The organism is Catenuloplanes indicus (genome assembly GCF_030813715.1).
GTDB classification, from domain to species: domain Bacteria; phylum Actinomycetota; class Actinomycetes; order Mycobacteriales; family Micromonosporaceae; genus Catenuloplanes; species Catenuloplanes indicus.
This window is the reverse complement of the sequence record NZ_JAUSUZ010000001.1, coordinates 8,808,918-8,821,428: the sequence shown is the minus strand read 5'-3', so window position 1 is coordinate 8,821,428 and position 12,511 is coordinate 8,808,918. Positions and strand designations below refer to the sequence as shown.

Annotated in this window: 12 protein-coding genes; 1 reads left to right on the top strand and 11 read right to left on the bottom strand. The window is 72.1% G+C overall.

Translation table 11 applies throughout. From position 1 onward, the window contains the following. Positions 1 to 117 precede the first annotated feature (117 nt). A complete protein-coding gene (locus J2S42_RS39580) occupies positions 118 to 531 on the top strand; it encodes a PPOX class F420-dependent oxidoreductase (protein WP_307247873.1) in 414 nt (137 codons plus the stop codon). 57 nt (positions 532 to 588) lie between these two features. On the opposite strand, the gene J2S42_RS39575 is transcribed toward J2S42_RS39580, so the two are convergent. The 11 genes from J2S42_RS39575 to J2S42_RS39525 form a co-directional block, all read right to left on the bottom strand. After that, positions 589 to 2,742, bottom strand: coding sequence for a hypothetical protein (locus J2S42_RS39575; protein ID WP_307247871.1), 2,154 nt, complete (start codon positions 2,740 to 2,742; stop codon positions 589 to 591). Beyond that, on the bottom strand, positions 2,739 to 2,996 hold the full coding sequence (locus J2S42_RS39570) for a PadR family transcriptional regulator (RefSeq protein WP_307247870.1): 258 nt from the start codon (positions 2,994 to 2,996) through the stop codon (positions 2,739 to 2,741). Before J2S42_RS39570 ends, J2S42_RS39575 begins: the two co-directional genes overlap by 4 nt. 65 nt (positions 2,997 to 3,061) lie before the next feature. Then, positions 3,062 to 3,391 carry a PadR family transcriptional regulator gene (locus J2S42_RS39565; protein ID WP_307247868.1) on the bottom strand — a complete coding sequence of 110 codons (330 nt, stop codon included), beginning with the start codon at positions 3,389 to 3,391 and terminating at the stop codon, positions 3,062 to 3,064. A gap of 33 nt (positions 3,392 to 3,424) precedes the next feature. Further along, the gene (locus tag J2S42_RS39560; RefSeq protein WP_307247866.1) at positions 3,425 to 4,930 is read right to left on the bottom strand and encodes a cation:proton antiporter; all 1,506 of its coding nucleotides are present in this window, start codon (positions 4,928 to 4,930) and stop codon (positions 3,425 to 3,427) included. Positions 4,931 to 4,934: 4 nt separating this feature from the next. After that, a complete protein-coding gene (locus J2S42_RS39555) occupies positions 4,935 to 6,212 on the bottom strand; it encodes a Gfo/Idh/MocA family protein (protein ID WP_307247864.1) in 1,278 nt (425 codons plus the stop codon). Continuing rightward, the gene (locus tag J2S42_RS39550; RefSeq protein WP_307247862.1) at positions 6,209 to 6,928 is read right to left on the bottom strand and encodes a cupin domain-containing protein; all 720 of its coding nucleotides are present in this window, start codon (positions 6,926 to 6,928) and stop codon (positions 6,209 to 6,211) included. Before J2S42_RS39550 ends, J2S42_RS39555 begins: the two co-directional genes overlap by 4 nt. After that, the gene (locus J2S42_RS39545; protein WP_307247861.1) at positions 6,925 to 7,833 is read right to left on the bottom strand and encodes a DUF6807 domain-containing protein; all 909 of its coding nucleotides are present in this window, start codon (positions 7,831 to 7,833) and stop codon (positions 6,925 to 6,927) included. The genes J2S42_RS39550 and J2S42_RS39545 overlap by 4 nt, the downstream gene beginning before the upstream one ends. After that, complete coding sequence (locus tag J2S42_RS39540) at positions 7,830 to 8,933, bottom strand: Gfo/Idh/MocA family protein (protein ID WP_307247859.1); 1,104 nt, start codon at positions 8,931 to 8,933, stop codon at positions 7,830 to 7,832. The genes J2S42_RS39545 and J2S42_RS39540 overlap by 4 nt, the downstream gene beginning before the upstream one ends. 58 nt (positions 8,934 to 8,991) lie before the next feature. Further along, on the bottom strand, positions 8,992 to 10,290 hold the full coding sequence (locus J2S42_RS39535; RefSeq protein WP_307247856.1) for an ABC transporter substrate-binding protein: 1,299 nt from the start codon (positions 10,288 to 10,290) through the stop codon (positions 8,992 to 8,994). A 48-nt stretch (positions 10,291 to 10,338) separates the two neighbouring features. After that, positions 10,339 to 11,238, bottom strand: a complete 900-nt coding sequence (locus tag J2S42_RS39530; RefSeq protein ID WP_307247854.1) for a carbohydrate ABC transporter permease — start codon at positions 11,236 to 11,238, stop codon at positions 10,339 to 10,341. Further along, positions 11,231 to 12,160: a carbohydrate ABC transporter permease gene (locus J2S42_RS39525; protein ID WP_307247852.1), complete on the bottom strand. Its 930-nt coding sequence runs from the start codon at positions 12,158 to 12,160 to the stop codon at positions 11,231 to 11,233. Before J2S42_RS39525 ends, J2S42_RS39530 begins: the two co-directional genes overlap by 8 nt. Positions 12,161 to 12,511 lie beyond the last annotated feature (351 nt).

Genomic DNA, 12,511 nt, shown 5'->3' with positions numbered 1-12,511 from the left:
GGCACCGGCCGGCTGCGGGTGGACGCCCTGCACGGCCCAGCACGGCTGCCCGATGCCCACAGACACGCGCGCGCCGATATGGTGCGCGTGCAAGTAATTCGTGGCAGGATCGTCGACATGGCTACTGTTCCCGAAAGTCACGCAGATCTGCTCGAGCGCCCGGTGTTCGCGCACCTGGCCACGATCCGCCCGGACGGGTCGCCGCAGTCGAGCGTCATGTGGTTCGCGTGGGACGGTGAGGTGATCCGGATGACGCACACGAAGACCCGGCAGAAGTTCCGCAACCTGGGGAAGGAGCCGCGGGTCGCACTGTCGATCGCGGACCCGCAGGACGAGTACCGCTTCCTCGAGGTGCGCGGCACGGTCGAGAAGATCGAGGACGACGACGCCGAGGCCTCGTTCTACGCCTCGCTGCAGCGCCGCTACGACATGGTCTACCCGATCCCGGACGCGGACGTCCGGGTGATCTGCACGATCCGCCCGACCGCGTTCGTCGCCGTCGCCAACGGCTCGGTCGTCGGCCGTTCCTGACCCGTCCGCGCCGGCCGGGCCCGGGTGTGCACCCGGGGCCGGCCGGCGCGGTGCGGCTCAGGCCTCGCTCGGCCGGGCCAGCAGCAGTGCCGCGGCCGGTGCCGGGCGGCCGTCCAGGTGCCGGGTGAACAGCGCCGCCGCGGGCAGCACCAGCACCAGCAGGCTGGGCAGCAGCGACAGGCCGTCCGCGGCCCAGCCGCTGTTCTCCAGCATGAACAGCACGTCGGACACCACGTGCAGCACGAACACCGACATGACCGCCAGCATCGGCAGGACCGGCGCCGCGACCAGCGCGGCCGTGGCCCACAGCGCGGCGGTGAGCGCGCGGCGCCGCGGGTGGTGCCGCCGGGCCAGCGCCACCACCAGCACGGCGAGCGGCCCGGCCACCAGCGTCCCGGCCGCTGCGAACGGCTCCGTGGCGCCGTTGCCCAGATGGACCGCGGCGACGGCCAGCGCGACCGCGGGCAGCAGGAGCAGCACGGCCGCGAGCGCGGGCGGCGTCCGGCGCGGGCTGATCGCGAGCGCGCCGGCCACGGCCAGCAGCGCGGACACCACGGCCACGCCGCCGGTCGTCACGGACAGCAGGACCGGCAGGAACGGGTGGTTCTCCGACGGCGTGCTCTGGAACAGCACGATCGGCCCGCAGGCCGCGGCCGTGACCGCGGCGACCGCGATCCCGCGGCGGACCACCCGGGGGTCCCGGGCCGGCGCGGACCCGGCGACCGCCCGGGCGCCGAGCACCGCGACGCCACCGGCCAGCAGCGCGAGTTGCAGCTGGTGCAACGCGGCGATCTGCAGTCCGGCGTTCGCGGCCAGCAGCAGCGCGCCGAACGCCAGGGCCGCGCGCACGGCGTAGCGGCGCTCCGCCACGGCCACCAGCATGCCGAGCGTGGCCAGCAGGATCGCGGCCCAGCGCAGCTCCGCCACCCACATGAACAGCTCGGTCGGCCCGCCGGGCGTGGGCGCGGTCTCGGCGACCCGGTCCATCTCCGGCGTCAGCACGGCCTGCGCGTAGGCCCAGGCCAGCACGCCCACCGCGGCCGCGGCCGACCCCACGGCCGCCGCGAACCCGGGCAGCGGCCCACGGGCCGGGTCGTGGTGGTACGGCCGGCCCGGCGTCCCCGCCGCCGGCCCGGCGGGCACCGCACCCGATCCCTCGCCGGCGCCGGGGTCCGCGTCCGCGACGTCCGCGTCCCCAGGGCCGATGCGCATGTCCCCCGCACCGGCCGCCGGCGCCTCCGTGCCGTGACGGAGACGCGCGGCCGGCTCGTCCGCGACGATCGGCAGCGCGACCGTCTCGGCGCGGGGATGGGCGGCGGCGCGGCCGTAGGCCAGGGCGACCGCGGTGTGGCCCAGCAGCGTGACGGCCCACGCGCCGAACGAGTAGAACGCGATGCCGGTCAGCGCGCCCGCCGGGATCGCCAGGAACGCGTCCGGCGGCATGCCGAAGGTCAGCGACGCCCAGGCCGCGCGCAGTCCGACCGTGGTGCCGGCCTGACTGGTCAGCACCATCGGCACGGTGGCCGCGACCGCGGCGAGCACGGCCGTCACCGGCGTGCCCAGGCAGGCGATCATGATCGCGGGGCCGCGCCGGGCCGCGCGGGCGACCGCGATGCCGGTCAGCGCGGTGCCGGGCACCCAGATCGCGGCGCCGAGCAGCACGCCGTACACGATGTAGGGCTCGAACATCATCCAGGCGCCGAGCAGCAGCGCCGGTACGAGCCCGAGCGGGGCCAGCGCGGCGGAGGTGGCGGCGCCGAACCGGCCGTCGTGCGACATCGGCCGGCGCCGGCCCAGCCACCGGCCGGCCACCACGCCCCACGCGATCATGACGGGCGCGGGCAGCAGCGCGGTCCAGGACGGGAGGAAGATCAGGTACTGGAGCCCGGCGGCCGCGAACCCGGTCGTCAGGATCTCGTCGACGCCCCGGCCGGCCGCGTACGTGGCGAGGCCGAGCAGCATCACGGCCGCGCCGGGGCCGAACGCGGAGAGCGTCTCCGCCCAGCCGCGCGGCACGCCGGTGGTGTCCCGGGCCGGCGGTGACGTCAGCAGGCTCAGCGCGAACCCGAGCCGCCGGTGCGCCGGGGCCCGTTCCGCCGCCATCGCGGACAGCTCGGCCAGCCACTCGCGTTCCATCTCGTCGCGGATCTCGGCCGGCCAGCGGCGGGCCGCCGCGGACAGGCACCACCGCGCGACACCGTCGGCGCTCATGCCACTCCCCCCACGGCGGTGCGAATGCCGTCCCCGGTCAGCCGGTAGCGGCGGCGGGCCGGGCGGTCGCCGGCGTCCTCCCAGCGGGCCTCGGCCCAGCCGCCGGCGCGGAGCCGGAACAGGATCGGATAGACGGTGCCGCCGGCGTGCCCGCTGCCGCGGATCAGGTCGAGACCGTACCGCTCGGCCGCCGGATCCCGGAGGAACACGGCGAGCACGTCCGCCACCACCGGGGTGACCCGTATCGGGTTCACGATGCATACCCCCACTACCGGTTATCTACATAGGGTCGTACACGGATGGGACGATCAGGTCGAGATCAGGCCGGGCGGGGCTTCGTCGCACCACCGAGACCGCGGCTGAGCTGCGCCTGCAGGGCCGCCAGCTCGGTGCGGGCCCAGGCCACGCCGTCCGGCGTGAGCCGGTAGTAGCGCCGGGCCGGACGGCCGGCCGCGACCGGGTCGACGTCCTCCCAGCGCGTCTCCACCCAGCCCGCGTTCTGCAGGCGCAGCAGGATCGGGTAGAGCGTGCCGCTCGGGTGCCCGCTCGACCGCATCAGGTCCAGGCCGTACCGATCGGCATCGGGATCTTCGAGAAACGCGGCCAGCACCTTGGAGACGGCCGCGGTGACGCGTAGCGGTTGTGGCATGGCGGCCACCCTAGCCCACCCTCGACAGATTTTCTACATAGGGTCTGAACTGGCTGCCTGCCGCAGGTCGATGTCGTCGATCAGCTCGCGCGCGACCTCCTCGGACAGCGTCCGGTCGCGCACCGCCGTGCGTACCGCCGCCCGTTGCTCCTGGAAGTCCCGGCCGGCGAGCAGCGCGCGGCCGGCGGCGCGCATCTGCTCCCGCGCGGCCCGCTCTCCCGCCAGGTCGAACCGCAGCAGCCGGGCCAGCGCGCCGATCGTGGTCCCCTGGATGATCAGCGTGCCGAGCGTGACGAACAGCGCGATCGCCTGGATCTCGTCGCGGCCCGGGAACGGCACGCCGGACGACGTGGTCTCCGGGATCGCCGCCGCGGCCGCGAGCGTCAGGATGCCGCGCATGCCGGTCCACCCGGCCAGCAGCGTCTCCCGCTGGGTGGGCGGGTCCGGCGGCAGACCCCCGCGGGCGATCCACCGTTCCCGGGCGGCCCGGAACACGGGATCGCGCTCGCGGCGCCGCGCGGTCATCCGGGCCCGCAGCATCCAGCGCCCGAACAGCGCGTAGACGCCGGCGATCCGGATCACGATCGCGGCCGCCAGCAGCACACCGGCCGCGAGCAGCGTCCGGCCGAGACCCGGCTCGCCGGCCGACACGAGATCCTCCAGGACGAACCGCAACTGCAGCCCGATGTACGCGAAGACGAACGTCTCCAGCAGGAAGTCCAGCACCGGCCAGACCTCGTTCTCCCGCACCCTGGTCCGGTACGCGCCCGGGTACTCGTGGTTCGGGTCGAGCCTGAGGTTGACGCTGACCAGGAACGAGGCCATCACGACCGCGAGGATGCCGGACACGTGCGCCGCCTCGGCCGCGAGGAACGCGGTGAACGGCAGCAGCAGCACCAGCGCGGTCTCCAGCGTGGCGTCGCGCAGCCAGCGGCGGATCAGCAGCGTCGCGGTGGCCAGCAGCGCGCCGATGCCGACGCCGAGGAACGCGGACCGGAAGAACTCCGCCACACCCGCACCGACCGTGGTGTGCGCGCCGTCCACCGCCGCGATCGCGATGCTGAACAGCGTCAGCGCGGTCGCGTCGTTGACCAGGCTCTCGCCGGTGAGCACGGACGTCGCGCGCTCCGGCAGCCCGATCTCCTCGCCGTGCGAGACCGTGGTGATCGTGTCCGGCGGCGCCAGCACCGCGCCGAGCACGAACGCGGCCGCGCCGATCGACGGCAGCAGCCACCCGGCGATCAGGCCGAGCGCGCCCGCGGTGAGCACCACGAGCAGCACGCCGAGCGAGATGATCGGGCGCAGGTTCCGGCGGAAGCCCGCGAACGAGGCGCCGCGCGCCGCGGAGTAGAGCAGCGGCGGCACCACGATCGCGAGGATGACCTCGCTCTCCAGCTCCAGCCGCGGCATGCCCGGGAGGAACGAGGCAGCCGCGGCCAGCACCACGACGAACATGCCGGGCTCGAGGCCCTTGCGGCGGGCAACCGCGGCGACCGCGATCCCGGCCCCGGCGATGAGCAGAAGTTGAACGCCGTTCACCGGCTCAGGTTAGGCGAGTCCCCTCGTCCGCGAGGGTCACCGGCGCGCCGGTCGCGGCGGACCGGTTCGCGGCGACGCCGGTGAGCACGCTGCGGATGCCGTCGCGGTATCCGGCCTGCCGGGCGAGCGGGTCGCCGGACGGGCCGCGGAACACGTCGTCGAGCAGCAGTCCGTCGCCGCCGCCGTGGCCACCCTCGCCGCGGATGATCGGCACCTCCTCCGGCGTGCCCCAATGCTCCTGCACGGTCAGCCGCTCCCAGGAGGAGTCGGCCGCGTGCAGCCCGGCGCTCGGGTCGATGGCCGCGTTGACCGGCGTCCAGGCGCGCTCGCCGACCTCCAGCTCGATCCGGCCGCGGGTGCCGGTGAACGCGACCCGGTAACCCTCGAACGGGCTGTATGCGGTCAGCGAGTAGGTGACCAGCGCGCGGCTGGCGTACCGGATCAGCACGGACATGGTGTCGTCGATGGTCACGCCGGGCGCGAAGACGTCCTGGTCGCGCAGGTACCCGTCCTCGTGCTCCGCGTCCAGGTAGAGCGCCTTGAGCCGCGGGTCGGCGGCCGCGTCCAGCAGGAACGGGTCGGTGCCGAGCCCGGGTGCGCCCTTGGCCCGGGCCGGCCGCTGCGCACCGGCCCGCGCGCCCTGATCGCCGTAGAAGCGCAGCGCGGTCTGCGCGAAGACCAGCTCCGGATGGCTGGCCAGCCACCAGTTGATCAGGTCGAAGTGGTGCGTGGACTTGTGCACCAGCAGGCCGCCGGAGCTGGCGCGGTCGCGGTGCCAGCGCCGGAAGTAGTCGGCGCCGTGCGCGGTGTCCAGCGCCCACTCGAAGTGCACCGCGGTGATGTCACCGATCCGCCCGGACGCGATCAGCTCGCGGACCGCGGAGTTCCGCGGCGAGTAGCGGTAGTTGAACGTGACGACGAGCGTGCCACGGGCGCGTTCGGCCGCCGCGGCGATGCGTGCGCACCCCTCCTCGTCCACGGTCAGCGGTTTCTCGCACACCACGTCCAGCCCGGCGTCGAGCGCGGCGACCACGTAGCCGGCGTGGGTGGCGTCCACACTGGTCACGATCACCGCGTCGGACAGGGCCAGAAGCTCTTGCAGACCCTCAGGACCGAACGTGGGTACGGGCGAGGGCAGCCGAGAGTTGTGGTAGTCCATCCGGGTCCGGTTGGTGTCCAGGAACGCGGCGATCGTGCCGGTGTCGCTCCAGTCCCCGAGCAGTGCGTCCACGTACATCTGGGCGCGGTGGCCGAGACCGATGATGGCGTAGCGGCGGGTCACTGCGAACCTCCGGGTCGCTGGGGATGACGGACGTCGTGGGTGCCGAGCCGGCCGCACATGCCCCAGCCCTCGGTCTCGCTCCGCGGCGCGCCGGACACGGCTCCCGCACGGAGGTGCACGGCGTCGCCCGCATCAAGGTTCTTCAACATGCCGGCGGTCCGGGCGGCCTGCGCGGCGACCGTCTCCCGCCAGATCTCCCGCCACCGCGGCACGTTCGCCCGCACCAGGCGCGCGGCCGCTTCGTAGAACGCGTGCAGCGGCGCGAAGTCGTCACTCTCCACCGCCGCGCGCAGCCGGAGGAACTCCGCGACCGCGAGGTCCCGGCGGCGAGCGACCGCCTCCTCGTCCTCGCGCGGCAGCACGGCCGCAGCCTGGTAGGACTCGGCGGTCCGCAGTACCTCCGGCGGGAACGTCATCACCGCGTCGCCGGCCTCGGGCAGGCCGGCGTTCGACATGACGACCACCACCCGCAGGTCGCCGTGGTTGACCGCGCGGTGGATGACGCCGGGCGTGAACCAGAGCAGCGAGCCCGCGGCCAGCGGCGTCTCCCGGAAGCCGGACGCGTCCAGCGTCTGCAGCGCGCCGGTGCCGCCGGTGACCACGTACGCCTCGGTGGACGCGGTGTGCAGGTGCGGTGTGCCGCCGGCCAGCCCGTCCAGGCACCGTCCGGTGTAGACGGTGAGGTGACTGACCGAGGTGCCGCCGGGGAACGTCATGACGCCAGCACGTTCCGGCCCTGCGCGGCCAGCTCGTGCGTACCCTCGTCGCCGTGGTCGCCGGAGGCGATGACCACCGCGTAGCGGAACGTCAGTGTGCCGCCCGCCTCGAACGGCAGTTCCTCGCTGAAGAACGGCGCCGGGCAGAGGCAGGCGAAGTCCTCGCTGCGGGTGAACCACTGCGGCGGGTGCTGCGGGTTGCGGGTGTCGTCGACCATCACGACGGTGGACGCGCGGCCGGTCTCGTCGTGCTTGCCGCGGTAGGCGAACCATGCCGCGCGGGTGCCGCGCAGGTCGTCCGCGCCGACGCCGTCCGGTGACTGCGCGGTGCCGTTGGTGAAGCTGCGCGGCCCGCGCCAGAACAGCCCGCCGTACCCGGCGTTCTCCCGGCCCTTGGTGGTCGGCGATCCGATGTGGAGCGTCGTGCCGGAGACGTTGGTCATCGCGGTCTCGAACGTCAGCGCCCAGCTCACGGCGTCCAGCAGCGAGACGGTCAGCGAACGGGTCTCGTCGACCACCGGCACGCCCTGCTGGGACGTCCAGTCCAGCGTGTGGGTGAGCGCGGCCGTGTCGCCGTCCACGGTCAGCCGCGTCATCTCCCGGTGCGCGGCCGTGCCGTTGTTCTCCTGCTGCACGTAGAACCGGCCGTGCACGTAGGTCGGGCCGCCCCAGAAGTTGTGCTCGCCCAGGTGCGGCAGCGACCAGGCGATGCCCTTGTGCCAGACGTGGTCGTGCGGCCGGAACAGCGAGACCAGATCACCGGCGAGCGTGCGGATCGGGTGCAGGTACGGCTTCGGCGACTCCAGCTGCACCGTGTCCGGCACGTAGACGTAGGTGACGATCGGGACGTCCCCGGCCGTGACCGTGACCTCCCTGCCGAGCGTGTGATCGACCTGGAGACTCATGCCGTACGGGTTCCTTCCCAGGGTGTGTCGGTGCCGTTCATCCGGGCCGCGAACGGGTCGTCCGGGCCGATCTCGCCGGCCCGCACCGGTGCGCCGGTGAACGCGGACCTGTACAGCGCCGCGACGAACTCCATGGTCCGGCGGGTGTCCGCGAGCGTGACCGGTGGCTCGGTGCCGGCGTCCAGCGCGTCCAGCACGGCCGCCAGCTGCCCGGCGTGGCCGGACTCGACGTCGTCCCAGTCCGCGTACCAGCGCCGCTTGACGTCACCGGCGCCGGGCGCGGGCGTGACGGTCCAGTGGTCGTCGGTGTAGCCGTACAGGTGGGTCAGCTCGACCGTGGCACGCGCGAAGTCGAAACGCAGCGCGGACGTCTGGCGCGGCGAGACCACCGAGTTGACCACGGACGCGAGCGTGCCGTCCGCGAACGTGACCAGCGCCATCGACACGTCCTCGGTATGCACCTGGTGCCGGGCCCGCCGGCCGGCCACCGCGGTGACCCGCTCCCACGGCCCGAGCACGGACAGCAGCAGGTCGAACTGGTGGATGCCGTGGCCCATGGTCGGGCCGCCGCCCTCGGTCTCCCACTTCCCGCGCCAGGGCGCCGCGAAGTACGCGTCGTCGCGGTACCAGAGCGTGTCGCAGGTGGCCAGCAGCGATTCGCCCAGGTAGCCGTCCGCCACGAGCGCGCGCAGCCGGACCGCGCCGGTGCCGAACCGGTGCTGGAACACGGTGGCGACGTGCCGGCCGGTCTCCTTCGACACGGTCGCGACGTCGTCCAGTTCGGACAGCGAGAGTGTCGGTGGCTTCTCCACCAGCACGTGCGCGCCGGCGCGCAGCGCCTCGATCGCGAGCGGCGCGTGCGTGGACGGCGGCGTGCACAGGTGGACCAGGTCGATGCCGCCGGAGTCGAGCAGTGCGGTCAGGGCCGGCGCGGCCGCGGGCACGTCCCACGCGGTCGCGAACGTGCGGGCCCGGTCCGCGTCGACGTCGACGACCGCGGCGAGTTCCACCCGGCCCGGGTGGGCGCGCAGCGCCTGCGCGTGGGCGGCGGCGATGCCACCGGTGCCGATGATCGCCGCGCGGTAGGGGGTCTTGGTCATGCCACGCTCCTCGGTACCCGGGCCGGTGCCGTCCGGCACCGGCCCGCTGCGCTGGTGGTCAGGCGGCGTCGATCTCGGTCTGCAGTTCCTTGATGAACGACTCCGCGGCGGCCTGCGGCGTCTTGCGCTCGAACAGGACCTCCTCGGTGTGCCGCTTCAGGATCGCCTCGATGCCGCTGGCGCCGTTCGGCGTGACGCGCGGTGCCGGGCCGACCTTGACCGTGTCCAGGTAGTCCGCGGCGGCCTTGTCGGTGGCGGTGAGCTTCGGCGCGAGCGCGGCCCGGATCGTCGTGTTGCCCGGCACGCCCCGGTCGGTGAGCAGCACGTCCGCGGCCTCCTGCGTGTTGAGCAGGAAGTCGACGAACGCGGCGGCCTCGGCCGGCTGTTTCGACCGGGCGGAGATCGCCCAGTACATGGACGGCTTGTAGTAGGCGCCCGGCGTACCCACCTGGGACTCGCCCGGGATCTGCACCAGCCGCAGGTTCTGGCCGCTGGCCGCCGCGAACGACGTCAGCTGGGTGTTCCACGACGTGCCGATCGCGGTCGCGTTCGTGGCCATGCCGGACTGGTCCAGCGCGGCACCGGCCCGCTCGATGGTGACCGACGCGGCCGGGCCTATGCCGGCCTTCGACAGGTCCAGCAGGTACTGCCAGTACTGGGCGAGCACGGCCGGTGGCGCGGAGACCCTGCCGGACTCGTCGTACAACGACGCGCCCTGCTGGCGGAGCCAGACGTTGACCGAACCGGTGTCGAAGCCCCAGAGCTGGACGCCGTCGACCTTGCCGCCACTGGCCTTGGAGACCTGGTCGCCGACCGTGCGCAGGTCCTCCCAGGACCAGGTCGCGGTGTCCGGCAGCATCACGTCGTACTGCTTGAGCAGGTCGTCGTTGACGATGAACGAGTACGCGGTGAGGCCGGTCGGGATCGCGTACTGCTTACCGTCGACCTTGCCGGTGTCCAGCGCGGCCGGCTCGATGTCCGCGGTCCTCAGGTGGTTCGACGCGGTGCCCAGGTCGAGCAGCGCGCCGCGCTCGGCGTACGACGCGAGGTAGAGCTCGTCCATCTGGATGATGTCCGGCGCGTCGTTCGCAGCGACCGTGGTGGCCAGGCTGTCCCAGTAGCCGTTCCAGTCCTTGAACTCGCCCTTGACGGTGATGTTCGGGTACTTGGCCGTGAACAGGTCGATCGCCTGCTGGGTGCGCTTGTGCCGCGCGTCCGAGCCCCACCAGGTGAAGCGCAGCGTGACCGGTTCGGTGGAGAGTTCCCCGCCCGCGTCACCGCCACCGCCACCGCAGGCCGCGAGCGCGGTCGACGCGCCGACCGCGCCCGCGAGGGACAGAATCGTACGCCGGGACATGCCGTTTGTCATCGAATGTGCCCTTTCGATGTGTGTCGTTCCGAGGGATCACTTGATACCGGTGGTGGCGATGCCCTTGATCAGGTATCGCTGGCCGATCAGGAAGGCGAGGAACACCGGCAGGAGGGAGACCACGCTCATCGCGAACATGGAGCCCCACGACGTGGCGACCGTGGCGTCCACGAACGAGCGCAGCGCGACCGGCACCGTGTACATCTCCGGGTCGGTCAGGTAGATCAGCTGCGAGAAGAAGTCGTTCCAGGTCCAGATGAACGTGAAGATCGTGGTGGTGGCCAGCGCCGGCAGCATCAGCGGCAGGATCACCCGGAGGAAGATGCGCGGGTGGCCGGCGCCGTCGATGCGGGCGGCCTCGTCCAGCTCGCGCGGCAGGCCGCGGATGAACTGGACCATCAGGAACACGAAGAACGCGTCCGTGGCCAGCAGCTTCGGCACGATCAGCGGCAGGAACGTGTTCACCCAGCCGAGGTTCGAGAAGATGATGTACTGCGGGACGATCAGCACGTGGATCGGCAGCATGATCGTCATCAGCATGATGGCGAACCACCACGTCTTCCCGGTGAACTCCAGCCGGGCGAACGCGTACGCCGCCATCGAGCAGGAGACCAGGTTGCCGATGATGCAGCCGAGCACCACGAGCGCCGAGTTCAGCATGTAGTGGCCGAACGGCGAGGCGAGCGCGTTCCACCCGTCGCTGTAGTTGGAGACCTCGAAGCTGTCCAGCACCAGGCCCGGCGAGCGGAAGATCTCGTTGTTCGGCCGCAGCGAGCTGACCACCATCCAGATGACCGGATAGAGCATCACGATCGCGAACGCGATCAGCGCGGCGTGCTTGAGCGTGGACTTGACCCAGCCCGGCAGCACGAACCTCGGCGGCGGCGGGTCGTCGTGCGTGGCGACCGGGACCGGGCGCTCCTTGAGGTCAGTCATCGTAGAACACCCATCGCTTGGCGGCCCAGAAGTTGATCGCGGTGAACCCGGCGATGATGATCAGGAGCAGCCAGGCGAGCGCCGAGGCGTACCCCATGTCGAATCTGGCGAAGCCGCGCTCGTAGAGGAAGAGCGTGTAGAACAGCGTCGAGTCCGACGGTCCGCCGGTGCCGCCCGAGACGACGAACGCCTGGGTGAACGACTGGAACGCGTGGATGATCTGCAGCACCAGGTTGAAGAAGATGATCGGCGACAGCAGCGGCACGGTGATCTTCTTGAACTGCGTCCACCTGCTCGCGCCGTCCACGGACGCGGCCTCGTAATACATCACCGGGATCTGCCGCAGCCCGGCCAGGAAGATCACCATCGGCGCGCCGAACGTCCAGACGTTCAGGACGATCAGCGTCGACAGCGCGGTGTCCGGGTCGGAGATCCACCCCCGGCCGGTGATGCCGAAGACGCCGAGCACCTGGTTGAGCAGTCCCTCCGCACCGAAGATCTGCTTCCACAGCACCGCGATCGCGACGCTGGAGCCGAGCAGCGACGGCAGGTAGAACGCGGAACGGTAGAACGGCAGGCCGCGCAGCCCGCGATCGAGCAGGATCGCCAGCCCGAGCGCGGCCAGCAGCTGGAGCGGCACCGAGACGAACACGTAGATGAACGTGACGCCGAGCGACCGGTGCAGACGCTCGTCGCCGAACATGCGGCTGATGTTCTCGACGCCGTTGAACTCCGGCGGCTGGATCAGGTTGTAGTCGGTGAAGCTGAGCCCCAGCGAGGCCACGATCGGCCCGGCCGTGATCAGCAGGAGACCCGCGAACCACGGCAGCAGGAACAGGAAGGCGGCCTTGTTGTCCCGCTTTCGCGGAGGCGGGCCGCCCTTGGAGGTGCCGAGCCGTTGGAGCTCGCCGAGAGCACTCACACGACCCTCCTTCACATGAGCAGTCACTCGTGGCGCGCGATCCTCCGCGAACCGGGGTGCCTCCGGCAAGGGGGATGTTTCGGGTCGAAAGCATCGAAGGGGGGAAAGCGCTTTCCGCAGTCTGCATCGATGCTGTGACGCGCGTCAAGTGTTTCGGGCCGATGACAATGGATCGTTTCAGCGCGGCGCTGCCGCGCTAGGGCCGCTGGCGATCGATGCGTTCCTTTAAACCATTCAACGGGTACGCCAGGCGCCCCGAACAGCGAGAAAGCGCTTGCCCGCGACGCACTTCTCCGACGGACGCCGCTAGCATCGGGGTGCCTCCTTCGCCCGCCGGACGCGGGCCGGGGT